21 protein-coding genes are annotated in these 25,530 nt (G+C 66.7%); 10 read left to right on the top strand and 11 right to left on the bottom strand.

The features are described from left to right. Position 1: 1 nt before the first annotated feature. The 3 genes from ACX80V_RS05575 to ACX80V_RS05565 form a co-directional block, all read right to left on the bottom strand. Positions 2-985 (bottom strand): FecCD family ABC transporter permease, encoded by a 984-nt coding sequence (locus ACX80V_RS05575; RefSeq protein WP_485842328.1) that lies wholly within the window; start codon positions 983-985, stop codon positions 2-4. 122 nt (positions 986-1,107) lie between these two features. Next, a complete protein-coding gene (locus tag ACX80V_RS05570) occupies positions 1,108-2,247 on the bottom strand; it encodes a FecCD family ABC transporter permease (RefSeq protein ID WP_485842311.1) in 1,140 nt (379 codons plus the stop codon). 10 nt (positions 2,248-2,257) lie between these two features. Beyond that, positions 2,258-3,349, bottom strand: a complete 1,092-nt coding sequence (locus tag ACX80V_RS05565) for an iron-siderophore ABC transporter substrate-binding protein (protein ID WP_485842310.1) — start codon at positions 3,347-3,349, stop codon at positions 2,258-2,260. 210 nt (positions 3,350-3,559) lie between these two features. Between ACX80V_RS05565 and ACX80V_RS05560 the strand changes: the two genes are divergently transcribed. Beyond that, positions 3,560-5,548, top strand: coding sequence for an MFS transporter (locus ACX80V_RS05560; protein ID WP_485842309.1), 1,989 nt, complete (start codon positions 3,560-3,562; stop codon positions 5,546-5,548). Then, the gene (locus ACX80V_RS05555; protein ID WP_485842308.1) at positions 5,545-6,090 is read left to right on the top strand and encodes a TetR/AcrR family transcriptional regulator; all 546 of its coding nucleotides are present in this window, start codon (positions 5,545-5,547) and stop codon (positions 6,088-6,090) included. The genes ACX80V_RS05560 and ACX80V_RS05555 overlap by 4 nt, the downstream gene beginning before the upstream one ends. A gap of 107 nt (positions 6,091-6,197) precedes the next feature. Here ACX80V_RS05555 and ACX80V_RS05550 read toward each other — a convergent pair whose 3' ends face one another. The 3 genes from ACX80V_RS05550 to ACX80V_RS05540 are packed head-to-tail and all read right to left on the bottom strand — an operon-like array spanning position 6,198 to position 12,168. Then, positions 6,198-9,677 (bottom strand): ATP-binding protein, encoded by a 3,480-nt coding sequence (locus ACX80V_RS05550; protein ID WP_485842307.1) that lies wholly within the window; start codon positions 9,675-9,677, stop codon positions 6,198-6,200. Next, positions 9,674-10,705 carry a DUF4194 domain-containing protein gene (locus ACX80V_RS05545; protein WP_485842306.1) on the bottom strand — a complete coding sequence of 344 codons (1,032 nt, stop codon included), beginning with the start codon at positions 10,703-10,705 and terminating at the stop codon, positions 9,674-9,676. Before ACX80V_RS05545 ends, ACX80V_RS05550 begins: the two co-directional genes overlap by 4 nt. Positions 10,706-10,707: 2 nt before the next feature. Further along, the gene (locus ACX80V_RS05540) at positions 10,708-12,168 is read right to left on the bottom strand and encodes a DUF3375 family protein (RefSeq protein WP_485842305.1); all 1,461 of its coding nucleotides are present in this window, start codon (positions 12,166-12,168) and stop codon (positions 10,708-10,710) included. A gap of 151 nt (positions 12,169-12,319) precedes the next feature. Here ACX80V_RS05540 and ACX80V_RS05535 point away from each other — a divergent pair, with 151 nt between their 5' ends. From ACX80V_RS05535 to ACX80V_RS05520, 4 genes are all read left to right on the top strand, one after another. After that, positions 12,320-12,724 (top strand): PepSY domain-containing protein, encoded by a 405-nt coding sequence (locus tag ACX80V_RS05535; RefSeq protein ID WP_058930787.1) that lies wholly within the window; start codon positions 12,320-12,322, stop codon positions 12,722-12,724. A 79-nt stretch (positions 12,725-12,803) separates the two neighbouring features. Next, the gene (locus tag ACX80V_RS05530) at positions 12,804-13,196 is read left to right on the top strand and encodes a hypothetical protein (RefSeq protein ID WP_485842304.1); all 393 of its coding nucleotides are present in this window, start codon (positions 12,804-12,806) and stop codon (positions 13,194-13,196) included. 63 nt (positions 13,197-13,259) lie between these two features. Next, positions 13,260-15,290, top strand: coding sequence for an acyl-CoA dehydrogenase family protein (locus ACX80V_RS05525; RefSeq protein ID WP_485842303.1), 2,031 nt, complete (start codon positions 13,260-13,262; stop codon positions 15,288-15,290). 51 nt (positions 15,291-15,341) lie between these two features. Continuing rightward, positions 15,342-16,163 carry a TIGR04086 family membrane protein gene (locus ACX80V_RS05520; protein WP_485842302.1) on the top strand — a complete coding sequence of 274 codons (822 nt, stop codon included), beginning with the start codon at positions 15,342-15,344 and terminating at the stop codon, positions 16,161-16,163. Here ACX80V_RS05520 and ACX80V_RS05515 read toward each other — a convergent pair. Next, positions 16,160-16,561 carry a YchJ family protein gene (locus tag ACX80V_RS05515; RefSeq protein ID WP_485842301.1) on the bottom strand — a complete coding sequence of 134 codons (402 nt, stop codon included), beginning with the start codon at positions 16,559-16,561 and terminating at the stop codon, positions 16,160-16,162. The two genes, ACX80V_RS05520 and ACX80V_RS05515, sit on opposite strands and share 4 nt — an antisense overlap. 230 nt (positions 16,562-16,791) lie before the next feature. Here ACX80V_RS05515 and ACX80V_RS05510 point away from each other — a divergent pair, with 230 nt between their 5' ends. The 3 genes from ACX80V_RS05510 (at position 16,792) to ACX80V_RS05500 (ending at position 20,004) form a co-directional block, all read left to right on the top strand. Further along, entirely contained in the window at positions 16,792-17,667 is an 876-nt protein-coding gene (locus tag ACX80V_RS05510; RefSeq protein ID WP_485842300.1) for a hypothetical protein, read from the top strand. A gap of 172 nt (positions 17,668-17,839) precedes the next feature. After that, positions 17,840-18,919 carry an aldo/keto reductase gene (locus tag ACX80V_RS05505; protein WP_485842299.1) on the top strand — a complete coding sequence of 360 codons (1,080 nt, stop codon included), beginning with the start codon at positions 17,840-17,842 and terminating at the stop codon, positions 18,917-18,919. An 80-nt stretch (positions 18,920-18,999) separates the two neighbouring features. After that, complete coding sequence (locus tag ACX80V_RS05500; RefSeq protein ID WP_485842298.1) at positions 19,000-20,004, top strand: aldo/keto reductase family protein; 1,005 nt, start codon at positions 19,000-19,002, stop codon at positions 20,002-20,004. Positions 20,005-20,037: 33 nt separating this feature from the next. Here the strand turns inward: ACX80V_RS05500 and ACX80V_RS05495 are convergent, their stop codons facing one another. The 4 genes from ACX80V_RS05495 to ACX80V_RS05480 are packed head-to-tail and all read right to left on the bottom strand — an operon-like array spanning position 20,038 to position 23,984. Further along, a complete protein-coding gene (locus ACX80V_RS05495; RefSeq protein ID WP_485842297.1) occupies positions 20,038-20,559 on the bottom strand; it encodes an RpiB/LacA/LacB family sugar-phosphate isomerase in 522 nt (173 codons plus the stop codon). After that, positions 20,556-22,319, bottom strand: a complete 1,764-nt coding sequence (locus ACX80V_RS05490; RefSeq protein ID WP_485842296.1) for a dihydroxyacetone kinase family protein — start codon at positions 22,317-22,319, stop codon at positions 20,556-20,558. Before ACX80V_RS05490 ends, ACX80V_RS05495 begins: the two co-directional genes overlap by 4 nt. Positions 22,320-22,354: 35 nt before the next feature. After that, positions 22,355-23,131 (bottom strand): SDR family NAD(P)-dependent oxidoreductase, encoded by a 777-nt coding sequence (locus ACX80V_RS05485; RefSeq protein ID WP_485842295.1) that lies wholly within the window; start codon positions 23,129-23,131, stop codon positions 22,355-22,357. Between the two features lie 28 nt (positions 23,132-23,159). Continuing rightward, positions 23,160-23,984 (bottom strand): sugar phosphate isomerase/epimerase family protein, encoded by an 825-nt coding sequence (locus ACX80V_RS05480; RefSeq protein WP_485842294.1) that lies wholly within the window; start codon positions 23,982-23,984, stop codon positions 23,160-23,162. Between the two features lie 186 nt (positions 23,985-24,170). Between ACX80V_RS05480 and ACX80V_RS05475 the strand changes: the two genes are divergently transcribed. Then, positions 24,171-25,508: an MFS transporter gene (locus ACX80V_RS05475; RefSeq protein WP_248763564.1), complete on the top strand. Its 1,338-nt coding sequence runs from the start codon at positions 24,171-24,173 to the stop codon at positions 25,506-25,508. Positions 25,509-25,530 lie beyond the last annotated feature (22 nt).

The raw sequence follows: 25,530 nt of genomic DNA, 5'->3' as shown, positions 1-25,530 counted from the left end.
GTCAGGCATCCTTTCGGTTGGCCGTGACCAGAAGCCACAGCAGGAACGGGGCACCGAGCGCGCCGGTGATAACACCGACGGGCAGCACGGTGCCGTCCAGCAGTAAGGGGGCGAGGTTGGCCGCGACGTAGTCGGCGGTGAGGACAATCAGCACACCCACCAGGGCCGACGCCGGGAGGCTGGCTTTACGGGTGAAGCGCCGGGCGATGGGACCGGCCAGGAAGGCGACGAACGAGACCGGCCCGGCAGCCGCCGTCGCCACCGCGGCGAGTGCGACAGCGGTGACCACCACGGCGAGGCGCGTGAACCCGACGCGGATGCCCAGCCCGGCCGCGGCGTCGTCGCCGAGTTCCAGGATGCGCAGCGGCCCGGCAAGGGCGATGACGGCGGGGACCAGAACCAGCAGCGCCAAGGAGAGCATGCCCGCCCGGTCCCAGTTGGCGGAGTTGAGGGAGCCGTTAAGCCAGACGAGTGCGTCAGCTGCCGTGCGGATGTCCGCGCGGGTCATCATGAAGTTGACCACCGCGTGGAGGGCGGCGGCGATGCCCACACCGGCCAGAATCAGCCGGTTGCCCGCGGCGTTCCCCCGGTTGCCGCCGCCTGAGCCCAGGGACGGTCCGCGGGAGATGGCGTAGATCAGCGCTGCGATACCCAGCGCGCCGCCTAGCGCCGCTCCGGACACGGCGGGACCGGTGGCGCCGAAGATCACGATGGCGGTGACCGCGGCCGCGCTGGCTCCGTAGCTGATGCCGATCACGTCCGGGCTGGCCAGCGGGTTGCGGAGCATGGTCTGGAACAGGCCGCCGGAGAGGCCGAACGCGGCGCCGATCATCACGCCGATGACGGCCCGGGGCAGCTTGTTCTCCATAACAATGAAGCTTGCGCCCGGGATTCTTTCGCCGCCGGTCAGGTGTCCGATGAGGATCTTGAAGAAGTCCGGGACAGTCACGGTGTAGCTGCCCAGGAGGACGTACACGGCGAACATAACCACGACGCCGAGGGCCAGGGCGGCGGTCCGCCAATGTTGCTCTATCAGTTTTGGTCGTTTAGACCCGGTTTTGGCAACCGGAAGTGATAGGTCAACGGGGGGTTTGGTTTCGACGAGGTTCACAGGCCGGCCCCCTTGCCACGGCGGATGAGCCAGACGAAGACGGGCGCACCCACGAGTGCGGTCATGATGCCGGCCGGGACCTCGCCGGGAAGCAGCACAACGCGGCCGATAATGTCCGCGCCGAGCAAAAGTGCCGGCGCGAGGACCAGGGAGAACGGCAGGATCCAGCGGTAGTCGGGGCCGGTGAGTGACCGGACCGCGTGCGGAATGACCAGGCCAACAAAGCCGATGGGCCCAGCCAATGCCGTCGCGGCACCGCACAGCAGCACGATGCCCAGGGCGGTGATGGCCCGGCTCAGGCTAACACGCTGGCCCAGGCCGCGGGCGATGTCATCACCCAACGCGAGGCTGTTGAGGATGCGGCCGGTGCCCAGAATTATGAGTGCCCCGACGGCCAGGAACGGGAGGCCCGGGAGCACCACTGCCCAGTCGCGGCCGGAGATTCCGCCCACCTGCCAGAAACGGAAGCGGTCCAGGGTGTCCTGGCTGGAGACGAGAATGACGCTCATCAGGGAATAGAGCCCGGCGCTGAGGGCGGCGCCGGCGAGGGCGAGCTTGACCGGCGTCGCACCGTCCGTGCCCATGGACGCGACGAGATAGACCACGACGGCGGCGGCTCCGGCGCCGATGAACGCGAACCAGATGTAGCCGCTCAGGGAGGTGACGCCAAAAAGGTAAATGCCGGTGACCACGGCCAGCGCGGCTCCGGCGTTGACGCCCATGATGCCTGGATCTGCCAGCGGATTGCGGGCAACGCCCTGCATGGCGGCGCCGGCCAGGCCCAGTGCACCGCCGGCAAGTATGCCGAGGACGGTGCGCGGGATGCGTGCGTGGACCACGGCGTGGTCCCCGTTGGCGGGATCGAACTGGGTTAGCGCCTGCCACACGGTGGTCAGGGAAAGGCCCCGGGCGCCGATGGCCAGGGAAGCGGCGGCTAACAAAGAAAGTACGACGACGGCGGCCAGCAGCCAGGCAACCTGCCTGGTTCTGGCCTTCCCGCCGGCGCCAGCCAATCGACCGGCGCTAGCCAATCGACCGGCGCGAACGGACACTTGAGGCCCTCGTTGCGACCCGATCGGGGCCCCAAGTGTCCGTTCGCGCTGTCCGGCGGGTGCCGTCGTCGTACTTTCCGTCATGGAGCGGTGCTTACTTCACTGCATCCGCGGCGGTGGCGAGCTGCGGGAGGAAGGTGTCCAGCGCCCACGGCAGGCTCAGCGGCGAGGAGGCGGAGATTGCCAGGACCAGGCTCTTGTCCGCGTCGGCAACGAACGCGCCGTTCTTGACGGCCGGAATCTGGCCCAGCAGGGGGTCGCTCTTGACGGCCGCGGCGGTCGCGGTATCTTCAACCGAGCTCAGGAAAATATCGGCCTCAAGTTCGTTGGCTTTCTCGGCGGCCCACGGCACGAAGAAGTCCTTGGAGCCGGCTGAAGCCTTCTCGGCGACCGGGGCCAGCTTCATCCCGATAGCTGACAGGAACTTCGGACGGTTGTCATTGGCGGTGTAGAAGCCCGTGGCAGTGAGGTCCGAGGGATCGGTGTAGCCGTAGACGAAGCTCTTGCCGGCGATCTGCGGGTACTTGGCAGCTTCCGTCTTGACGGTGGCCTCAGTATCGGCGATGAGCTTGGTAGCCTCAGCCTCCTTGCCCAGGGCCTTGCCGATGATCGAGGTTGAATCCTGCCATGAGGTTCCGTAGGCAACCTCGGGGTGCGCCACCACGGGGGCGATCTCGCTGAGCTTCTTGTAGTCCTCTTCGGTCAGGCCGGAGTAGGCAGCCAGGATGACGTCCGGTGTGAGCTTGGCGATCTCGGTGAAGTTGATGCCGTCAGCCTCGGAGAACTGGACCGGAGCCTTGTCGGAACCGAAGCCCGCGCCGAGTTCCTTCAGCGCCGCGTCCTTCCACGGCGTGGAGCCCTGCTCGTTGCCGCCCCATTCGTTCTTGGGGACGCCCACCGGGACTACGCCCAGGGCAAGGGCAACATCGTCGTTGACCCAGGAAACGGTGACTACGCGCTTGGGCTGTTCCTTGACGGTGGTTTCACCGAAGACGTGCTTGATGGTGACCGGGAACTGCGAGCTGCTGGAGCTGGAGGTGCTGGCGTCCGAGGTGGAGGACGCGGGGCCAGTGGAGCACGCGGACAGCGTGAGTGCCGCGGCGGCCAGAACGGCCGTTGCCTTGCCGGCTGACTTGAACAGCGTGCGGCGAGTGGCGCTCGGGCCGGAGAAGAGGGGGGAAGTCACGGAACTCCTTAGGTGAATGATGCGAACCTAAGTAAGGCTAGCCTAGCCTGCTCAGAATTAGAAAAGCTTTCCATTGCGTAATTGATTATGTGACGCAACAAATAGCGCCAGGTCATTGCCGGCAGGGGGTGAACGGTGGTTCACTCTTAAGGGGGTAAACGTGTGTTCACCGCGCCGCGCCCCATCCCAGTCCACACTTGAAAGCACCTGATGCCGCGTTCCAACGCCCTGAACAACACCCGAGGCCCGTCCCCGTCCGCCATCACCGCAGTCCTGGCCCTTAGCGGCACCGTGGTGGCCCTCATGCAAACGCTGGTGGTCCCGCTCCTGCCGGATTTCCCCCGGATCCTGGGTATCACCGCCGACGACGCCTCCTGGCTGGTGACCGCCACGCTGCTCGCCAGCGCCGTGGCAACGCCCATCGTGTCCCGCAGCGCGGACATGTACGGCAAGCGCAAGATGATGGTGGTTTGCCTGGCGATCATGGTGGCCGGCTCGGTCATTGCCGCGGTTGGCGGATCCTTCCTGTGGCTGGTCATCGGCAGGACGCTCCAAGGGTTCGCATCGGCCCTGATTCCGGTGGGCATCAGCATCATGCGCGATGAACTGCCCAAGGAGAAAATGGGCTCCGCCGTTGCCTTGATGAGCGCCACGCTGGGAATCGGCAGCGCCATGGGCCTGCCCCTGGCCGGAGTGCTGTACGAGAGCCTGGGGTGGGCCTCGATCTTCTGGGTGTCCGCTGCCGCGGGCGCACTGCTGCTTGTTGCCGTGGCGCTGGTGGTTCCCGAATCCAAGGTCCGCACGCCCGGGCGCTTCGATTACGCGGGGGCGCTGGTGCTCTCCGCAGCCCTGGCTGCCCTGCTGCTGGCGATCTCCAAAGGCGGCGCGTGGGGCTGGGGCTCGGAGCCGGTGCTGCTGCTGTTCCTTACGGCCGCAATACTCCTGGCCGCGTGGGTCCCGTACGAGCTGAAAGTCAGCCAGCCGATGGTTGACCTGCGGACATCGGGCCGCAGGTCGGTGCTCATGACCAACGTGGCCTCGCTGCTCATCGGCTTCGCCATGTTCGCCAACATGCTCCTCACCACCCAGCAGCTCCAGCTGCCTACCGCCACGGGCTACGGTTTCGGGCTGAACGTCATCACCGCAGGGCTGTGTATGGTCCCGTCCGGGCTCGCGATGGTGATTTTCGCGCCTGTTTCCGGTCGCATCATCCGCGTCTTCGGCGGCAAGTCTGCGCTGATCGCCGGCGCCGTCGTGATGATTGTGGGCTACGTGAGCCGGGTCTTCTTCTACGACTCCATCGCATGGGTGATCATCGGTTCAACCGTTGTCAGCGTGGGCACCGCCATCGCTTACGCGGCCATGCCCACACTGATCATGGGCGTGGTGCCGATCACCGAGACGGCCTCGGCCAACGGGATGAACAGCCTGGTCCGGTCCATCGGCACGTCGACGTCGAGCGCAGCGGTTGCCGCGGTCCTCACCTCAGTCAGCATGACGGTGGGGGCCGTGCAGCTTCCGTCCTTCGATGCTTTCAGGGACGTGTTCTGGCTGGCCGCGCTGGCAGCGGCAGCATCGGTGGTGGCCACGGTCTTCATCCCGAAGGCCACGGCAGCCCACCACCGGCCCTCCGCGTCTGACACCGCCGCCTCCGTCAATACGGCCGAAATCGTGGTGCAGGGGCGCGTCCTTGCACCGGACAACCGCCCCGTCACTCCCGCCGTCGTGACCGTACTCCAGACCGCCGGCGAGCCGGTGGACTGGAGCCGGGTGGATACGGAAGGCAACTATTCCGTGGCACTCCCCGGCGCCGGGAAGTACCTCATGGTGACCAATGCAGCCGGCTGGGCGCCGATGGCCGAGGTCTTCGACTTCGACGGCCGCACCCGGCACCAGAACTTCCTGCTTCGGGACCGGCTGGAGATCAGCGGACTGGTCACGGCCGGAAGCGCGGTTGTGGCCGGCGCGGTGGTGACGCTCCTTGAGGCAAGCGGGGGTTACGTGGACACCACCCTTTCGGACGACGACGGCGCGTATGCGTTTCCGCTGCCCCTCGCCGGCCGCTACGTCGTGAGCATGGTTGATCCGGCGACGCATCAGGCCATGGCGCGGAAGCTCGCGGTGGACAACCGCTCCGTCACCGTTCATCTCGCCGCGCCGCGTGTGGAGGAAAAGTCCATGGAGCCGGTGGGCGCATGAGCAGCCGCAGCCACGACGCGATCTTCAGCGCCGCCGGGCGTCTTTTTGGGGAACGCGGCTACCGCGCCGTCACGGTGCGGGACATAGCCGCCGACGCTGGCGTTTCGGCGGCGCTGGTCATGAAACTCTTCGTCTCCAAGGAAAAGCTCTATGCCGCCGTCCGGCCCGACGAATCGCAGCTCGCCGAGCTGGAGGTCCCGACGTCGGAACTCGGCAGGGCCCTCGTCTTCCGTGTGTTGATGCGCCGGGAACGCGGAACGCAGGAGCCGTGGGCCGTCATCCCGTTCGCCGTGCTGGACTCTCCCGACCCCGAAGCAGCTCGAACGGATGTCCGCGAAAGGTACCTCGCCGCCATCGCGAGCCTGATCGGGGACACAACACCGGAGCGGCGGTTCGCCTCCACCGTGGTGGCCCTGATGACCGGCTTCGGCGAGACCGTCCGCACCCTGGGCCTCTTCGACGGCTGGGACTTTGACGAGCTGGTGGGACACTACGGCGCAATCGTCCAGGCCCAGATCGACGCGTGCACGGCTGCCGGCTAAAACCCTCTCTCACCTGTGGCCCCAAAACCACCAACGCTCTCTCACTTTCTTGAGGCAAGTGAGAGAGCGTTGGTAAAAAACGTGCAGGAAGTGAGAGAGCGTCCGGGTCAGCGGAGCACGATGTCCACGGGGTTCGCCTCGGACCGCCACTGACCTTCCGCGCCGGGCCTGGGCCGGATCACCGGGGCGGTGAGCACGCCGGAGCGGTTGGTGCGCTTGTCCCGCAGGATCTCGGTCACGGAGCCCAGGTGCCGGGACAGGTCGATCACGTTCTCAGGAGCGGCCAGCAGCAGCTGGAATCCGAACTCGTGCAGCGCCTTGATCCCGGCGCCGGCGAACTCCTCCGACGCCAGCACAAACGCCTCGTCCATCATCACCGTGCCATAAGTGGTGAACCCCTGCTCGGCGATGCCCAGCTGGTAGCTCAGCGCCGCGGCCATGATAAATGCCGTGAAACGCTGCCGCTCGCCGCCGGACATGGAACCGGTGTCGGCGTGCATGTAGACGTCGGTCCGTTTGCCGCCGCCCTTCCTGCCCGACGCCGGCCCGGTCACCTCACGGTGCTCCTTGCACTGGATAAACAGGTGCCCGCGGACGTCCAGCACTTCCGCGCGCCAGCGGCGGTCTTCCGGGGTGGGTGAGCCGAGCCGCTTGACGAGCGTTTCGAGGGTCTTGTAGCGGGCGGTGAGCTCGGCGTCGTCGCCTCCCCCGGCTTCCGGGCCGGAACCCGCGCCGGATCCGGCGCGGGCGGGGCGCGTGTGCCGGGCCTTCAGCGCGTTCTGGATGGCGTCCTTGAACTGCTTGGCCGTGGCCGGCAGGGTCTGCTTGATGTCCAGTTCCAGGAAGCTGCCCTCATGGAAGTTGACCTCGGACAGGATGCCGTTGAGCGGCAGGATGCGGCTGGTGATGGACCGCCGCTCCTCGTCCAGCAGGTGCAGCAGCGTGCTGAAGGATTCATGCGTGCGCTGGTTGAAGAACTGCCGGAACTCGGACTCCTGGGCGGGCAGTCCGTCGCTGATGATGGCGTGGTAGCGGCCTTCAAACTCCCCTGCCGCACCGATGGAGGTGCCGTGGTCCGCGGAGATCGCGGAGCCCCACTCGCGCACAAAGCCCTCGAAGATCCGGGTCAGCCGCTCGGAGGTTGCCTGCCCGCGCGTCTCGGCGGCGTGCAGCTCCCCGAGCAGCGCCGTCCGGACGCGGTTGGCCAGGTTGTCCAGCTCATGCATCTCGCTGACGTCGCCGAAGTCGGTGAAGTACGGTTCCAGCGCACTGACGGTGGCGTCCGACGGCGGCGCCTGCTCCAGGCGGGCACGCGCGGCTTCCAGCAGCGAATCGGCAGAGCTCAGCTGCCAGTCCAGAGCCTTGTATTCGCTCTGCAGGACTGCTGCGGCTTCGGTGCTGGCCTGGTGTTTCTGCCGCGCCGTTTCGATGTTGGCCCGCAGCGGTTCCAGGTCGGCCTGGGCCGCGAGGGCATCCTTGAGCCGCTGTTCAATCCGGGTGAGTTCATCGGCGGCGACGGCAGCCGAGACCTGTTCCCAGGGCCGGTGGTCCTCCGCGATTCTGCGGAGGGCATCGAGCTGCCGGCTCATGCCCTGGTGTGACTCTTCACGGCTCTGCGCCAGTTCGGCGGCCTTGGCCAGCTCCTGCTGCAGGTCCTCCACCTGGGTGGCCACGAGCTCCAGCTTGGCGGCGTTGTCGAACCCAAGCACGTAGTCCTGGCGGCTGGTGAAACGGTCGTCCTTCTCTACCGTGTGCCGGTTGCGTTTGACCACACCGCCCAGGCTCAGGCCCTTGTCCAGGGTGGCCAGCTCGTTGGGGTCCTCGACGCACGGGTACGCGAAATCGAGGGCAATCCGCTCCCGGATCCATTCCCCGGCGTCCGCCACCGCGCCGCTGGCGAGGATGTCCAGCTTGGTGAGCAGGTCGCCGTCGCGCGCGTCCTCCACGGCAAGGGCACCGCCCGCGAGCGGCTTGGACACGTCCACCGCGCGCAGGGCGCCACGTACTTTGTTGTCGTTCAGGTAGCGGGTCACCGCGGCGAAATGTTCGCCGGGGACCAGCAACGTGGTGGCGAGGTTCCGGAGGGCACGCTCCGCGGCCGGCCGCCAGTGTTCCTCCCCTTCGGCGAGGTCCATCAGCTCGCCGCCGAACGGCATCCGGTCCTCAGGAACGCCGGTGGCCGCGGCTATGGCCGCACGGTTTTCAATGCTCGACGGCGGCAGCAGGGACTTGCGCGTCTTCAGTGACAGCAGCTCCTGCTGGGCTGCCGCCAGCTCACGCTTCTTGGTGGCGTGGCCGTCGAAGGCTTCGAAGCGGAGCTCCTGCAGGGCCTGGGAGTCGTCTTTGAGCTCGGCCGACCTGGCGGCAGCCTGCTCGTGGGCCTGTTCCCAACCTTCAGCGGTCCACTCCAGCTGCAGGCCGGCGTCGGACAGGGCCTTGCGGGCCGCTTCCTCCACCTGCTCGCGCAGCCGCAGACCCACCTTGGCGTTGTCCAGCGACTGCTCGATCGCGGAGATCGCGTTGCCGCCCTGGTTGTTGTAATCGGTCTCCAGCTGGCGCAGATCCTTGGCCAGCCCGTCGCGGACCGAGCGCTCCGCGCCCAGCCCCTTGGCTTTCGCCTGGGCCAACTCCTTGAACCGCGCCAGCGTTTTCTGGTGGACCGTGACGGCGAGCTGCTGCTTATAGGCTTCGAACTCCTCGCCCGACAGCTCACGGAGCCGATTTGCATCGAGGAGCGACTGCGCGTATTCCTTGTTCAGGCCAGGCACGGGGGCCAGCTGGTCCCGCTGCTGCCGCACGTCCTCTAGCCGCTGCCGGATGGACATGAGGTTGCTGAATTCCTCCACCACGTCATCGGCCGCGGCGAGGGTAGCGGGGGCGTCCAGGACCTGGTCGCGGAAGAAGGTATTGACGCTGCCGCCCAGGCCCTTGCCGGCCTGGATCACGCGCAACAGGGGCAGAGCCTGGTCCGAGCTGATGCCCAGGAGGCGGCGGAAACGCTCCGCGAAGGCCTTGTGGACATCGAAAATCTGGGCATCCGGGAAGATCGTCTCCAGCGCAGCCTTGGTGAAGCGCTTGTCCGCGATGTCCTCGATGGCCGGCAGGTACAGCGGCTTGCTGTCGATCACGTAGAAACGCCCAACACTGGACTCCGTGCCGTTCTTGGGCAGGTCGAACAGTGCGGACACCGTGATGCGGGTGCCCGCGGCGTTATCAAACGTCAGGGCGACGGCGGACCAGGTGGCACCCGGGCGCTGGAACGCACTGGCCGAGCCTTCGCCAACGGCCTTGTCGCCCACCTTGCCGCGCATGTACGTGAAAGTGGTCCTCTTGTCCTCCACAGCACCGCCGGCACGCTGGGCCGCGGCCTCGTTGGAGCGCGGCCGGGCATCGAATACGCGCAGCATGGCGTCAAACAGCGTGGACTTGCCCACACCCGAGTTGCCCGTCAGCAGGGTTCCGTTCCGGTCCACGTGCATCGTGTGCGCCCCATGGAACGTGCCCCAGTTGACCACCTGCACCAACGCCAGGCGCATCTGACCGGGGTTCGTGAGATCGCCCATCGGCAGCATGGTTGCGATGCTCATGCTTCTGTCCCCTCGATGGTTCCGTTCGCGGCGCCACCGGACACATGCTTGGCGTGCTCGCTCGTTCCTCGCTTAGACGCACGCTGCCGCATGTCCCCGGTATCGTCGCTAGCTGCAGCGCTCAAGGGAGACGACGCCGATGCCGCCCAGGGAGTGGCATCGGGCCTGTCGGAGCCGGGCACATCGTCCGCAGGACGGATGTGGCCCGGCGGAGGGGCGGGGGCGGCATCGGCGTCGTCGTCCTCCGCACCAGAGTCTGTGTCGAGCTCGATCAGTGCTTCTGTGCCTGTGGGGTCTGCTGTTGCTGCTGCCAGAGCCTCGATTTGGGCGGGGATGTCGCCGATGTTTTCGAAGGGCAGTGCCAGCGGGAGGGCGTTGGAGATGGTGTAGACGTCATCCAGGCCCGTGGTGAGGAGCAGCTGGCGGGCCAGGAGCTTGGTGATGGCACGGGTGACCACGTCCGAATCCCGCAGCGCGTCCTGCTGGCCGGCGGGCTGGTAGTGGGCCACGAGGTCGGCGATTTCCTCCCGGGTGATGGTGGCATCGGTCTGGGCCGTGACGTGGCGGTCCAGCAGCATCCGCAGGCGGAGCAGCACGATGGTCTCCACCCGGCTCAGCGCACGCTGTTGGCGCAGGATGCTCGACCGGCTACTGCCGCCGATGGCCTCAGGATCCACCGGGCGCAGGACGGCGATCTTGCGCTCGTGGTCCACCTGCAGGGTCAGGAACAGCTCGGACAGGCGGCTGCGCAGGATGATCTGGTTATCCAGCAGCGTGGTCCACAGCTTCTCGTCGCGGCCGCCGTCGACGTACGGGCCCTTGAGCAGCTTGACCAGCGCCTGACGCACTTTCATCGAGAGAACGCCGGTGTCGCCGGGAAACAGGGCCGCACCGTCCACAAACGTGTCCCGGGGCGTGACTCCGGCGCCCTTGGTGATTGAGCCTGTCGAAATCCCTTGGACCTCGGGCTCGACCGCCGGTGGGGCCTCCTCAACGGGAGGTGCCGCCGTCGTAATTTCTTCAGTCATCGTCAATCCTTCTTGAGGGTGACCACCGGCAGGTACGCCGTGCGGGTGGTGCCGTCGATCTGTTCGTAGTCCAGGCCATCCCAGGCGTCGCGGTCAAAGGCCGCGCCATCCTGGAGGGCGTGCGAGAGGAGTGCGCGGATGGAGTTGATGTGCTGTTCCTCCGGCGGCAGCTGCCCCCAGGCCTCGGCCAGGGTGGACGCGCCGGCCACGGCCGCCCGGATGGCGTCGGGGCGGGCCTTGCCCGTTCTCGGCGAGCGCACGCGGTCGGAGTCGCTGAAGGCGATGGGGTCAGCCAGCTTGGGCGGGACGGCGAACTCGTCCGGGTCGTAGAGCTTGACCATGGCCAGCGATTCGAATCCGGCGTTGAACAGCACCGGACCGCGGACCAGGCCCGGCCGTTCGCGTTCATACGGCAGGGACCTGATGGCCTGCTCGGCCTCGCGCAGCACCTTCCGGAGGCGGACGGACTGGCGGAAGTCGTCGCTCTGGACGTAGGTGTTCAGGCTTTCGCTGAGCTTGCCGTAGATCCGCTGGATCTGGCTGTGCTGGTGGCGGAGCTCGGCCACCAGGTTCTTGAGCGTCTCGCGGTCCTCCGGCGAAAGGTCGTCGGCAAACTGCCGGCTCAGGACTTCGCCGATGGCCGATCGGAACCGGACCTGCTGCTGCGGGTCCTCCAGGAATGCGGTGAAGGAGCGGAAGGTCCTGCCCTCGGGGCTCTGCCGCAGCCGCTTGTCCGCGTCGAGCACCTGCGCCATGGTGGCGCCTTTGCTCAGCGACTCCTCGATGATCTGGTTGCGCAGCTCGCCCACCAGTTCCTCGATGCGGTCGCGCATCTTTTTGTAGTCGGCGGGCAGGCTGGCGGCGAGGTCCAGGATGTTCCCGGCGGCTTCCACCGCTTCGTCGTCGTCCAGCAGGCCGTCAAAGTCGCCGGAGCTGATGTCCTGGATCAGCTGCTGCCGTTCCCCGATCTCGTCCTCAAGGGATTCCAGCCGGGCACTCTGGTCCGGATTGGTCTCATTGGCCAGCTTCTCCACGTCGCCCAGGAGCGTGCCCAGCCGGGAACCGTTCAGCGTGGACCGCTCGCTGGAAAGGCTGTCCAGGAATGCAAGCACGCGGGCGGCCGGCTCGGTCACCTCGTAAACGATCTGCCCCGACTGGTTGCGGCGGGTCAGGAAATGCTTGCGCGTCCACTCGTCCGCATAGTTCCTGCCGGACGACGTGCCGATGGCGGCACCACCCGGCCCGGGTTCCTGGCGCCGGAGCTGCTCAAGGAAGGAGTCGACGTCGGCGTGGAACTCCTCGAGCGGAAGCTGCGGACGGGTGCGGGTAAAGGATGCCTGCAGCACCGCGATCACCCAGGGCGCCGAGCGCGTCAGGGCCCAGGCGGGTCCCTTTGTGAGGAGTTCGAGGTCCCGGAGCCGGGCACTGATCGCGTCAGCGGATGACCTGGCGGAGCGGGGCACGCACTCTCCTTCAGCTGCTGGGGGATGGTTGGGCAGCGCGGATCGCGAAAACTGCCAACTACAAGGTTAACGCAGGCCCCGCGACCGAATAATCGTTGTACCTTGCTGGCCGCGGGAGCACACTGTTTAGATCACCTGAGAGGAGTTTGTCATGCGTGAAAAAGCTGTACTGATCACCGGCCTGGCGGCTGCGGCAGTCATTCTGGGTGGCGCGACAGTGGCGGTCGCCGCGAGTACGCGGACCAGCGGAGATCAGCCCTTGAGCAAGATCGGGGTCAACGTCGACCGGTCAGTGCCGGTGTCCACCGTCCCGGGGCCCGAGCGGGACGACGATTCCAATCTGGCACCACTTAACACTGCGGACCATGACCAGGCCGCGAACGCCGCATTGGCCAGGGTGGGCCAGGGCAGTGTCATCGAGGTGGAACGGGAAAATGACGGGAACGTCGCATACGAGGTTGAAGTCAGGCTGGACAACGGTTCCCAGGTTGAAGTGGGGCTCGGCGCCGACTTCGCGGTCCTGAACCAGGCCGCCCCGGAGTTCGACGACGATTAAAGGCAAGCGCGGACAGTGACTTCCGCGACCGCTCCGTGACCTACCTCCCGGTAGCATTGCGATCCCGTATCAACCCGCCATGACGGCGGGGCAGGTCTGGCTGGGACGCCTCAGCACCCCCTACGCTCATGCTACTGATCTCAACCGAAGCAACGGCGCAGCAGGGGGAACAATGCAGTTCGACTTAAGTGCAGTGGAGACGGCCACCATGGTGTTCATCGGAACCCTGGTGTTTGCCCTGGTTCTGGTGGGTTTCGTCCTGACAGCGGGCTTCCTGGCCCTGGTCATGGTGGGGGTAGGCAAGTTCGCCTGGTTCCTCGCCTCCACGACGCTGCTGACGGTGGTCCACGGGATCAACAGCGGCTGGGACAGGCTGGTCCACCACGCCTCGGCCGGATCCCCGGGGGACTTCCCGGGCCAGCCATCCCCTAGCACTGGAAGCTACCCGCGGGTAATGTTGAGAGACAGCTGAAGGGTTCTCCAACCCGGCGGATCCATGGCTTGAACCGGCCATCCCGGTCAGAGGAGATACCCCATGAGCTTCGCCACTGACAGTCCCGCCACGAACCCACCTGCCACCGAAGTTCCTGCCACGGATGCCCCGGACGCCGAAGTCCCCGGCGCCGCGGCCAATATCGGGTCCGAAGCCACCGCGGCGGACGCCCGGGCACTTGCTGAAGCCTCCCGCGAACTCGACTGGGACCGGCCCAGCTTCGCCAAGGGACTCTACCTGGGGAATTTCGACCTCAGCCTCATCCACCCCTGGCCGAAAGCGAACGCCGATGACGTGGAACGCGGTGAGGCCTTCATGGAGCGCCTCACCGCGTACGCCCGCACCATGTCCGGGCGCGTGATCGAACGCGAGGCCCGGATCCCGGACGAGTACCTCCAGGGCCTGGCGGGCCTGGGCGTCTTTGGCATGAAAATCCCGCAGGAGTACGGCGGACTCGGCTTGTCCCTGGTCTACTACGGCCGGGCCCTGGCGCTGCTCGGCAGCGTCCACCCGAGCATTGGCGCCCTGATCTCCGCGCACCAGTCCATCGGCGTCCCCGAGCCCGTGAAGGTCTTTGGCACGCCGGACCAGAAACGCGAGTACCTGCCCCGCTGCGCCGCCGGCGCCATCACGGCTTTCCTCCTGACGGAACCGGACGTGGGCAGCGATCCCGCCCGGATGGGCAGCACCGCCGTTCCCACGGACGACGGCGGGAGTTACGTCCTGGACGGCGTGAAACTTTGGACCACCAACGGTGTGATTGCCGAACTTGTGGTGATGATGGCCGTGGTGCCGGCCCACACCGATGCGGACGGCACCGAGCATAAGGGCGGCATCAGCGCCTTTGTGGTGGAAATGGACTCCCCCGGCATCACCGTAGAGAACCGCAACACCTTTATGGGACTGCGTGGCATCGAAAACGGCGTCACCCGGTTCCACCAGGTGCGCGTGCCCGCGGCCAACAGGCTGGGACGTGAGGGCCAGGGCCTGAAGATCGCGCTCACCACGCTGAACACGGGCCGGCTCGCCCTGCCGGCGTTGTGCGTCGCGTCCGGCCGCTGGAGCCTGAAGATCGCCCGGGAATGGTCCAACGCCCGCACCCAGTGGGGCCGGCCGGTGGGCCAACACGAGGCCGTGGGCAAGAAGATCGCCTTCATCGCCGCGTCCGCCTTCGCCCTGGATGCCGTCTTCGAACTGTCCGCGGAACTCGCGGACGCCGGGCAGAAGGACGTGCGGATCGAGGCGGCCCTGGCCAAGCTGTGGTCCACCGAGATCAGCTGCCGGATCGCCGACGAACTGGTCCAGATCCGCGGCGGCCGTGGCTTCGAGACGGCGGAGTCCCTGGAAGCCCGGGGCGAACGTGCGGTTCCGGCCGAGCAGCAGCTGCGCGACCTCCGGATCAACCGGATCTTCGAGGGCTCCTCGGAGATCATGAAACTGCTCATCGCCCGCGAAGCGGTGGATGCCCACCTTGCCGCCGCCGGCGACCTTGCGTCCGTGGACGCGAGCCTCCAGGACAAGGCGCGGGCCGCCGTCGGGGCTTCAGGTTTCTATGCCAGGTGGCTGCCCAAACTGGTGGCCGGCGCCGGGATGGACCCCCGGTCCTACAGCGACTTCGGCAGGCTGGCCAAGCAGCTGCGCTTTGTGGAACGGTCCTCGCGCCGGCTGGCCCGCCAGACGTTCTACGGCATGGGGCGGTGGCAGGCAAAGCTGGAGTACAAGCAGGCGTTCCTGGGCCGCGTGGTGGATATAGGCGCCGAGCTGTTCGCCATGGCCGCATGCTGTTCACGGGCCGAAATGATCCTTCGCACCACGCCGGAACATGCCGCCAGCGCCTACGAACTGGCAGAGGCATATTGCGAGCAGGCCCGCGTCCGCATTGACGAGTACTTTGACCAGCTGTGGCGGAACACGGACGACGGCGACCACATCCTCTCGCGCAAGGTCCTGGCCGGGGACTACACCTGGCTTGAGGCGGGCGTACTGGATCCGTCGGAGGGCACCGGCCCGTGGATCGCCGATGCCACGCCGGGGGCCTCCACCAAGGAAAACCTGCACCGGAAGTACCGCTAGCTACTACTAAGCATCCTTGTTATCGCTGGTCAGCAGTGGTTGAGTTGACCCATGAGCAGCCAACCGGACCCAGAGGACAGATTTCCGCCGACGACGCGGAACGAGAATCTACGGAATGAAACTGCGCGTGACCAAACCTTCGCCAGTGGCGAGCCCACGCGCGCCTTCGACCAGGCACCGGCGCCCTATGCCGAGCAGGACTATGCCGAGCAGGGCTATGACCCGGCAGCCCAAGCGCCGGTGACCGACGCTTCGGTGCTGGATCCACGCCTGACGGATCCGCGCCTGACCGACCAGCAGACGGCCGTGGCCAGGGAAAAGGAACAGTTCGGCGGCGTCAAGGTGGGATCTGCCTTTTTCGGCTGGCTCGCTGCAACCGGCATGGCCGTCCTGCTCACAGCCTTTGTGGCCGCAGCGGGAACCGCGGTGGGGCTGGCGAACAACACCGACGTCAACGAGGCCGTCAACCAGGTGACGACGAACGGCGCCGTCGGGCTGGTGGGCATCATCGTCCTGCTGGTGATCCTGTTCATCTCCTACTACTCAGGAGGCTATGTTGCCGGCCGGATGGCACGGTTCAACGGCGCCAGGCAGGGCTTTATGGTGTGGATCTGGGCGCTCATAGCCGCGGTGGTTATCGCGATCCTGGGCCTCGTCGCCGGGCAGCAGTTCAACGTCCTGGCCAGCCTGAACAGCTTCCCCCGCATCCCCATCAATGAAGGCGAACTGACCCTCACCAGCATCATTGCCGCCGTCGTGGTGGCCCTGGTCGCGCTGGTGGGTGCAGTGCTCGGCGGTCTGGCGGGCATGCACTTCCACCGCAAGGTGGACCGGGCCGGCTTCACCGCGGACGAAACGTACAACGGGGGCTAGGCGAGCATCACGGCGTCGACGTAGTACCAGCGGCGGTTCTCACGGACAAAGCGGCTAGTTTCGTGGTGGACTCCGCGTTCGCCGTTGTGCCGGAAGTGGGCCTTGAACTCCACGGTCCCCTCCGTATCCAGCGGGCCGCCGCGGCTCGTGGAGAGGATGTCCAGGCGGCGCCACTCCATGGCCGGGTCCAGTTCCAGATCCGAAGGCGCAGTATCCGGGTGCCATGTTTTCCGGAGGTATTCGGCGTCCAGCCGGACAAACGCGCTGTAGCGGGAGCGCATCAGCTGCTCCGCCGTGGCGGCTTCGGCCCCGCCATTATGGAACCGTCCGCAGCAATCCGCGTAGGCCTCGCCGGACAGGCAAACGCACGGGCCGGCGTTGATCGGGTTCTCGGGCATGGTGCTCCTGTCGCGGTTGTCCGGACCGCTTTCCGGCGGCCTCGTGGGTCCCTTCCGACTATAGGCCGCAGCCGGTGTGGTCATATCCGGTAACAGCTTCGAAACAACCTCGGACGAACCCCGCCCAGGAGCGGCAGGACCGAAAAATAGTCCGTAAGGTGGAGGAGGGCTGTTGCCCGTGGTGATGAGTGCGGGGACGGACTCCGCCGCCGGCAGAGAGGAGAGATGACGTGGGAGATTCAACGACGATCGCTCTCAACCTGACTTTTTTCGGCACGCTCGGCCTGGCGCTCCTGATGTTCCTGGGCCTGTTCCTGCTGGTGGTCATCACTTTGCTGCTTGCCGGCGCCGGGCGGCTGTTTGTGCTGACCGTAATGGCCCTCTTTGGGCGGCTCCCCAAACACGAAACCCTCCCCCTGGTCCGCCTGACCGGGGAGTCCGTGCCGCCGTCGGGCGCCCCCGTTGAAACGCACGACGACGGCGCTGCCGCCCCGTCTGCCGGCCAGCCGGCCCGCGCCGGGGTGCTGCGCGCAAAGGCCGGCGCCCTACGGACGACAACCGGCGCAGCCTTGTCCACGATGTTTGCCCACGGCGCGGCCGCCGTGGCCGCAGTGAGCGCGCCGCGCAACTGGCGCAAGGCCCTTCGGGACGGCCGCACCTTCCTGAAACCCTCCGAACTCCGGCCCCGCTTCCACCATGCGGCGGAGCATCACCCGCTGCTCACCGCGGCCCGCAAGGCACCCCCGATGCTCGCCGAGGACTGGGCTGCCGCGGTGGCCGAAGCGGATGCCCGGGCCATGGCGCGCGCCCGGGCCGCCGCCCCCGAAATCAAGATCTCGGTCCGCGATCTTCCCGGCCCCTCCGTTCCCGCAGCGAAAGTGGAAGCGGTGGCTCCGTTGGTGGAGTCGGCGCTGCACCAGGACAACCCTGCGCGGGACAATTCCAACCGCGACCCTAGCCGTGAGAGCGCCGGCCTTGGGGCCGCCCGCTCCTTCACGAAGCCGCCCGCCCCCGCGCCCCTGTCCGTGCTGGACACCGGCTCGCTGGTGTCGTTGTCCGGCCACGCGAACGTCCTCAAGGCCAAGCTGCCTGCCGACCGGAGCTGAGGACCGTGCGGCTCCCGGGCCGTCACAAACCGTCACTGCCCCGGCCCGCGTTACCCCGTGCTACGAAAAGCGAAGCACCATGGCGCTTTCCTGCAGCACACCGCCGAATTTGTGTAGCGTCGTGACGATCCAGAGCAATCCGCGTGGGAAATCGATCGTGAGGAGCCGGGGAATGAGCCTCAGCGAACTTCGTGTGTTCGGGCGGTCCGGCACGCCCATCAGCCCGCTCACACTGGGCACCATGAACTTTGGCGAAGGGCCGGGCGGCGCAGCCGGCGGCCCCCAGGCCGGCGGGGCCCCCACCGGCGGGGCCCCCACCGGCGCGGATGAAAGCATCCGCATCATCCAGACCGCCCTCGACTCCGGCATCACCGCGGTGGACACCGCCGACGTGTACTCCCAGGGTGAGTCCGAACAGGTGGTGGGCCGGGCGCTCCGCGGCCGCCGCGACGACGTCTTCCTGGCCACCAAGTTCCACGGCCAGATGAGCGCCAACCCGGCCCACTCGGGGAACTCCCGGCGCTGGATCATGCAGGCGGTGGAGGGCAGCCTCCGCCGGCTGCAGACGGACCGGATCGATCTGTACCAGGCGCACCGGCCGGACTACAACACCGACGTGCTCGAGACCATCACCGCCCTGAACGACCTCATCCGGCAGGGAAAGATCCTCTACTACGGCACCTCGGTGTTCACCCCGGCGCAGCTCGTGGAGGCCCAGTGGCTGGCCACCACCAACCACCTGATCCCGCCCGTAGCCAACCAGGTCCCGTATTCGATGCTGGTCCGCGGCAACGAACGCGATGTCCTGCCCATTGCGCAGCAGTACGGCCTGGGTGTACTCGCCTACGGTCCGCTGGCCGGGGGCTGGTTGTCCGGCGAGTTCGTCCTCGATGCCGGGAAACCGCCAACCCGCGTCCATTCACTCCCGGGACGCTACGACATTTCCGGGCCTTCCAGCGAACGGAAGCTGCTGGCTGCGGACGCGCTGGCCAGGCTGGCCGACAAGCTGGAGATCTCGCTCGTGGAGTTGTCCATCGGGTTCGCGCTGAACCACCCCGCCGTCAGCAGTGTGATCATTGGTCCACGCACGGAGGACCATCTCAAGGCCTATCTCAAGGCCGCGGACACCCTCCTGGGCGAGTCCGTGCTGGATGCGATCGACGAACTGGTGCCGCCCGGGACCAACTTCGTGGAGCGCGACGCCGGGGCGATAGTGCCGTCCCTGGAGTACGCGGAACTCCGCCGCCGCTGATCGCGGGGGCGGCCGCACCGCCGTCGTGCGTTTGCGGAAAGCCCTTTCCCTCAATAACTATCTCCGCTAGCGTGGAAACCATGGAATTCAGATACCTCGGAAACAGCGGCCTCAAAGTCTCGGAAATCACGTTCGGCAACTGGCTGACGCACGGCTCGCAGGTGGAGAACGACGTCGCCACCCAGTGCGTACGCGCAGCGCTCGACGCCGGCATCAGCACGTTCGACACGGCGGATGTCTACGCGAACACCGCCGCGGAAACCGTCCTCGGCGAGGCACTGAAGGGCGAACGCCGCGAGTCACTGGAAATCTTCACCAAGGTCTACGGCCCCACCGGCCCCAAGGGCAAAAACGATGTTGGCCTGTCCCGCAAGCACATCATGGACTCGATCAACGGCTCACTCAGCCGGCTCCAGACGGACTACGTGGACCTCTACCAGGCCCACCGGTACGACTTCGAGACGCCACTGGAAGAAACCATGCAGGCGTTTGCGGACATTGTCCGCCAGGGCAAGGCGCTGTACATCGGCGTCAGCGAATGGACCGCAGACCAGCTCCGCGACGGCCACGCGCTGTCCAAGGAACTGGGTTTCCAGCTGATCTCCAACCAGCCCCAGTACTCCATGCTGTGGCGGGTCATCGAAGCCGAGGTTGTGCCGGCGTCGGAAGAACTGGGCGTGTCCCAGATTGTCTGGTCCCCCATGGCGCAGGGCGTGCTGAGCGGCAAATACCTGCCGGGCCAGCCTGCGCCGGAAGGCAGCCGCGCCACGGATGACAAGGGCGGCGCCAGGATGATCGAGCGCTGGATGCGGGACGACGTCCTGGCCGGTGTCCAGGACCTCAAGCCGATCGCCGCTGAAGCCGGTCTCACCATGCCCCAACTTGCGGTGGCCTGGGTGCTGCAGAACCCCAACGTGGCGTCAGCCATCGTGGGCGCCTCCCGCCCGGAGCAGCTCGCGGACACCGTGGCCGCCGCGGGTGTGACCCTCGAGCCCCAGGTCCTGAAGAAGATCGACGACGCCATCGGCGCACTCGCCGAGCGCGATCCGGCGCAGACCAAGTCCCCCGCCACGCGCGAAGCGTAGGAGCTCCCCTCCTGGAGTTGGGGTGCTACAGGCTCAGCAGCCCTCGAAGTCCGTGAGCACCTTGACCTTGTCCGCCGAAGCAGAGCTCGGATCAAACGTGTAGCCGATCCATTCGCGGGCCAGCCTGCTGGCCAGCTCCACTCCCACAACGCGCTGCCCCATGGTGAGGACCTGGCAGTCATTGGACAGGACGGATCGCTCCACCGAGAACGAATCATGGGCCGTGGTGGCGCGGATTCCGTCCACCTTGTTGGCGGCGATCGCCACGCCGATTCCCGTGCCGCAGAACAGAATGGCGCGGTCGGCCTTTCCGTCGCGGATCAGCTCTCCCGCCGCGATGCCAACGTACGGGTAGGGCCGGACGAAGTCCTCCGGTGCATCGCTCCGGTTGACGCCGATATCGATGATCTCTCTGATCCTCGGATCGGCCTGCAGGTCTGCCAGGATGCGGTTTTTGTAGTCGACGCCGGCCTCGTCGGCGCCCAGGACCAGGCGCAGTCCAGGCGTTACTGGAGTGGGCGTTGCTGGAGTGGGCGTTACTGGTTCCGTGGTCATGAAAGGGCTCCTGCGGTCTCGCTAGACGTGGTGGCTGATTGGCCCGAACCTGCCAGGAACGGCCCTATGACGGTGAAAATCATCGCGAGGGACGTCGCTCCGGGGTCCGGCGTGCCCAGGCTCTTTTCCGCGAGTGGCCGCGCCCGTCCCTTCAGTGGGCGGAGTGCGGCCGTGGCTTCGGCCGCCGCCACAGCATCAAGGGCCGCTGAAGCCCAGGCCTGACGCGGTTCTGCGCCCTCCTGGACGAGGCGGGTAAGCCTTTCAGTGAACGGCAGCAGCGCATCCACCATGGTCTTGTCACCCCGTCCGGCTTTACCCAATTCAGTGATTCTGGCAGCGAAGGCGCTTATGCCGGCCGCCAGTTCCTCGGCGCCCGGGGTCCGCTGGTTCCCCAGCGATTCACCCAACGCCCGCAGCCCCGCACCCCACAGAACCCCGGAAGTGCCGCCGGCCTTGTCTGCCCAGGCGTCACCGGCGGCGATCAGGACCGAGCCCGCACCGGCACCCCGGGTACCCGCCGCGGCACCTGCCGTGGCGGCGGCGTCGATCCCGCGGACCATTCCCCGGCCGTGGTCGCCGTCGCCGGCCACCGCATCGAGATCACCCAGCCGCGACTCGGCCGCATGTAGTGATTGACGGGCGGCTTCGAGCGCCGCAACGCACTGGACGGCGTAGGCGCGGGAGTCGCCGTCGGCCTCGAATGGCACGTCGGCGGTCCCGGCGTCGGACGTTTCCTGGCCGGAGGCGTCCCCTGACTGGACGGCGGCAGTTCCCCGGCGGTAGGCAGGGGTTTCCGCGGGCGCCGTCCAGAGCGGTTCCAGCTCCTCGTCCAGCCAGGTGATGGTGAGGGAGACACCGGACATGTCGAGGCTGGTGACGAGCTCCCCCACCTCGGGCATCACCAGGGTGTAGCCGGCGTCGCGGAGGAGCGGGGCCACGGTCAGCCAGAGGACAAAGAGCTCCTCGTGCTTGGTGGACCCCAGCCCGTTGAGGATCACGGCAAGCCGGTCGCCGGCACCTTCCGGGGTTTCGGCCAGCAGCCGGGACACAAATTCCTGGCCGAGTTCCTTGGCGGACGGCAAATCGGTGTCGAACAGGCCGGGCTCTCCGTGGATTCCCAGGCCGAGGCCCATCTGCTTGTCCTGGAGCGTAAACAACGGGGCGTCCGCGCCGGGGAACGTACAGCCGTGGAAAGCGCTGCCGATGGTCCGCGTCAGGCTGTTGGCCTTCCGGCCCAGACGGACGACGTCGGCCAGGTCAGCGCCCGCTTCAGCGGCAGCACCCATGATCTTGAAGACCGTGAAGTCACCGGCGATGCCGCGGCGTTTGTCGGATTCCGACGGCGGCGCGCTGGCGATGTCGTCCGTGACCAGGACGTTCTCAACCTGGATCCCTTCGGCGGTGAGGCGTTCGCTGGCCATGCCGAAGTTCATCACGTCCCCGGCGTAGTTGCCGTAGGTGAAGACAACGCCGGCGCCCGAATCCGCGGACTTGGCCACGGCGTAGGCCTGCTGCGCCGAAGGCGACGTGAAGATGTTGCCGACCACGGCGCCGTCGGCCAGTCCGGTGCCGATCAGCCCGGCGAACGCCGGGTAGTGTCCGGACCCGCCGCCGGCGAGGACGGCAACCTTGGGCTTGGCAGGGCGGTGGCGCCGCACGGCGCCGCCGGGGACCTGGCGCACCAGCCCGGAATGGATGTCGCAGAATCCGGCAAGGGCCTCTTCTGCGAATTCGGAGGGATCGTTGAAAATCTTGGTCATGGTGGGCTCTCTGACGTTTGCGCCGGGGCGGGCTGTTAGTGGATGTGGCTTCCGCCGTTGATGTCGATGGTGGTTCCGGTGAGGTAGGCGGATTCCTCGGAGGACAGGAACGTAATGACGGCCGCGATCTCTTCGGTGGTGGCGTTGCGGCCCAGCGGAATACCGGCGTTGATGGCGGCTTCCTGCTCGTCGGTGCTGCCCACCCGGATGTTGGTGTCCACGGCGCCGGGTGTGATGGCGTTGACGGTGACTCCGGTGGCACCGATTTCACGGGCCAGCGCCTTGGTGAGGCCCAGGATCGCGGCCTTGGCTGCTGAGTAGGGGACCTTGCCGAAGACGCCGCCGCCGCGCTGTGCGGACACTGAGGACATGTTGACGATCCGGCCCCAGCCGTTGGCGATCATGTCCGGCAGGAACGCCTTGGTGACCAGGTACGTTCCGGTGGCGTTGACATCCATCACCTTGTGCCAGAGGTCCAGCGTGGTCTCCAGGAACGGGACCGGGGAGGTGATGCCGGCGATGTTGGCGAGGGCTCCGACCGGGGGCAGGATGCCAGCAGTAATCTCCGCCTTGACTGCTGCGTAGGCGGTGTTGACGGAGCCTTCGTTGGCGACGTCGATCTCGTGGCCGAAGGCAGGCACGTTGAACTCATTGCCGATCTCGGCGGCGACCTTGGCGGACTTCTCGCCGTCGAGGTCCAGGATCACCACCGCCCAACCCTGGCTGGCATAGCGGCGGGCGGTGGTGATGCCGATGCCGCGGTCCGAGGTTGCCCCGGTGAGGACGGCGGTGCGCTGGATGGTGGTGGTCATGATGCTCCTTGGATTACTTGGTGGTGGTTCAGATGAGGTCGGTGATGAAGCTTGCCGCCTTGGCGGCGGCAGCGGGACGTTCGTCGTGGGTGACGTCGCGGGTTTCGAGTTCGAGGGAGAAGTGGCCGGTGTAGCCGCCCTCCGCCAGCGCGCGCAGCCCTGCAGCGAAATCCGCGTTGCCGTTGCCGATGCTGAGGTTGATGTTGCCCGGCACCGCATCACGGAGATGGACGTGGGCAATCCGGCCCTGGTGGCGTTCGAGGTACTCCAACGGATCTTCGCCGGCGGCGACGATGTGGCTGAAGTCCATGACAATTCCGACGCCGGTACCCGCCAGCCGCCGGGCCAGCAGTTCCGCGCGTTCGAGGTTCCAGCAGAACCGCAGGAAGTGCAGTGATTCGGTCCAGAGCTCGACGCCGAACTCCGCCGCACGCTGCCCGGCATGGATGAGCTGGGCTGCAACTTCGTCCAGATCCGCGTCAAGGCTCCGGACCGGTTCGTGGCTCAGCGCGCCGCACGGGAGGACCAGCGCTTTCGCGCCGGTATTGGCGGTGAGGGTGAGCAGCGACTCCAGGTGCCGTTCGCGGGCTTCGCGGGCACCGGCGTCGAGCACTGCGTTGAGGTCGCCGACATCTCCGTTGACGGAACGGACGCGCAGCCCGGAAGCGGCAACTTCCGCAGTCACAGCGGTGACGGCCGCGTCATCGAGGTTGTACGGGACGTGGTCGCACACCCCCGGGAGGGCGCCGAGGTCGATCTCTTCGAAGCCCAGGCCGCTGATGGTACGCAGGGCGGCCGACAGGTCCTGATGCCTGAAGCTGATGGACGAGCAGCCGAGTCGTGAGTTGAACATCGTCGTTGATCCTCTGAACGAGCGGGTGGTGATGTGAATCACTGTAGATTAATTCACTGTCAACAGTCAACCTCCAACATTGACTGTTGACAATGAACCATGACCCGGGTCACACTGGCATATCATTTGTTAACAGTCGACAGCGGTGGCGCGGAAGCGTTCCCGCTCTTCGAAAGGGATTCAGCAATGAGCAATGAAGCTCTGAAAATGCGCGGCCACGTGCATGGCACAAAGGACGCAAAGCGCGTCGCAATCGGGTCCGGCGTTGGCGCCGTCATCGAGACGTATGACTTCATCGGCTTCGGCACCGCGGCTGCACTGTACTTCGGCACGGCGTTCTTCCCCACGGGAGACCCGGTGACGGGCACGCTGGCCGCCTTCGCCACGCTTGGCGTCGGTTTCGCCGCCCGCCCGATCGGCGGCATCATCGGCGGGCACCTTGGCGACAAGGTGGGCCGCAAACCCGTCCTGGTGGCCTCCCTGATCCTGATGGGGGTGGCCACGTTCCTCATCGGGCTCCTGCCCACCTACGAGCAGGTTGGCCTGCTGGCCCCAGCCCTGCTGGTCTTCGTCCGCGTGGTCCAGGGCCTGGCCTTCGGCGCTGAGTGGGGCGGCGCCATCCTGATGAGCTACGAGCACGCGCCCTGGAAGTCCAAGGGCAAGTACACCGGCATCGTCCAGGCCGGCTTCCCCGTGGGCCTGCTGCTGGCGAACCTCGTCTTCCTGGTCAGCGTGAACCTGGGCGGCGAACTTGCCTGGCGCGTTCCGTTCCTGGCCAGCATCGTGCTCGTCGCCGTCGGCCTGATCATCCGTTCGAAGGTCCCGGAATCACCGGTGTTCGACGAGGTCAAGGAGAGCGGCTCCATCGTCAAGTCCCCGATCATCGAGGTCATCAAGACGGACTGGCGCAGCATCGTCCGTGGCATCGGCCTCCGCATTGCCGAGACCGCAGGCTACGCCGTTTCCATCACGTACATGATTTCCTACCTGCACACCCAGCAGCTGGCTGACAAGACCCAGACCCTCGTTGCCCTCTGCATCGCGTCTTTCATCGGCATCTTCGCCACCATGGCGTGGGCCCGGCTCACGGACAGGATCGGCCGACGGCCCCTGTACATCTGGTCCACAGCCTTCGCCGTACTGTTCGGCATCCCCATGTTCCTGCTGGTGAACACCGGAATGTTCATCTTCGTGATCGCCACCATTGTGATCTCCTACGCCGTCTGCCAGAACTCCCTTGCCGGCGCCCAGGGCGCGTGGTTCCCCGAACTGTTCCAGGCCAAGACCCGCTCCTCCGGCGCCTCGCTGGCCTACCAGATCTCGGCCATGGTCTCCGGGTTCACGCCCTTCGTCACCACCCTGCTCTTCGTTTCCTTGGGCTGGATGGGTCCTGCGATCCTCTTCAGCTTCTACGCGGCCATCGGCCTTTGGGCCGCCTTGGTCACCCGGGAGACCTGGGGCAAGCGCGAACGGCAGCTGGCAGATGAGGCCACCAAAAGCACGCCGCAGTCAGTGAGCGTCTGATGACTGCGACACAGGAACTGCA

This window comes from Pseudarthrobacter arbutini, assembly GCF_054510915.1.
The sequence above is the reverse complement of the archived record's forward strand: the minus strand, read 5'-3'. Positions and strand labels throughout refer to the sequence as shown.

Coding starts and splice junctions, on each gene's coding strand:
- ACX80V_RS05575 (WP_485842328.1), bottom strand. CDS start 985: ATGTTCGCCGTGTACGTCCTCCTGGGCAGCTACACCGTGACTGTCCCG.
- ACX80V_RS05570 (WP_485842311.1), bottom strand. CDS start 2,247: ATGACGGAAAGTACGACGACGGCACCCGCCGGACAGCGCGAACGGACA.
- ACX80V_RS05560 (WP_485842309.1), top strand. CDS start 3,560: ATGCCGCGTTCCAACGCCCTGAACAACACCCGAGGCCCGTCCCCGTCC.
- ACX80V_RS05555 (WP_485842308.1), top strand. CDS start 5,545: ATGAGCAGCCGCAGCCACGACGCGATCTTCAGCGCCGCCGGGCGTCTT.
- ACX80V_RS05550 (WP_485842307.1), bottom strand. CDS start 9,677: ATGAGCATCGCAACCATGCTGCCGATGGGCGATCTCACGAACCCCGGT.
- ACX80V_RS05545 (WP_485842306.1), bottom strand. CDS start 10,705: ATGACTGAAGAAATTACGACGGCGGCACCTCCCGTTGAGGAGGCCCCA.
- ACX80V_RS05535 (WP_058930787.1), top strand. CDS start 12,320: ATGCGTGAAAAAGCTGTACTGATCACCGGCCTGGCGGCTGCGGCAGTC.
- ACX80V_RS05530 (WP_485842304.1), top strand. CDS start 12,804: ATGACGGCGGGGCAGGTCTGGCTGGGACGCCTCAGCACCCCCTACGCT.
- ACX80V_RS05525 (WP_485842303.1), top strand. CDS start 13,260: ATGAGCTTCGCCACTGACAGTCCCGCCACGAACCCACCTGCCACCGAA.
- ACX80V_RS05520 (WP_485842302.1), top strand. CDS start 15,342: ATGAGCAGCCAACCGGACCCAGAGGACAGATTTCCGCCGACGACGCGG.
- ACX80V_RS05515 (WP_485842301.1), bottom strand. CDS start 16,561: ATGCCCGAGAACCCGATCAACGCCGGCCCGTGCGTTTGCCTGTCCGGC.
- ACX80V_RS05505 (WP_485842299.1), top strand. CDS start 17,840: ATGAGCCTCAGCGAACTTCGTGTGTTCGGGCGGTCCGGCACGCCCATC.
- ACX80V_RS05500 (WP_485842298.1), top strand. CDS start 19,000: ATGGAATTCAGATACCTCGGAAACAGCGGCCTCAAAGTCTCGGAAATC.
- ACX80V_RS05495 (WP_485842297.1), bottom strand. CDS start 20,559: ATGACCACGGAACCAGTAACGCCCACTCCAGCAACGCCCACTCCAGTA.
- ACX80V_RS05490 (WP_485842296.1), bottom strand. CDS start 22,319: ATGACCAAGATTTTCAACGATCCCTCCGAATTCGCAGAAGAGGCCCTT.
- ACX80V_RS05485 (WP_485842295.1), bottom strand. CDS start 23,131: ATGACCACCACCATCCAGCGCACCGCCGTCCTCACCGGGGCAACCTCG.
- ACX80V_RS05480 (WP_485842294.1), bottom strand. CDS start 23,984: ATGTTCAACTCACGACTCGGCTGCTCGTCCATCAGCTTCAGGCATCAG.
- ACX80V_RS05475 (WP_248763564.1), top strand. CDS start 24,171: ATGAGCAATGAAGCTCTGAAAATGCGCGGCCACGTGCATGGCACAAAG.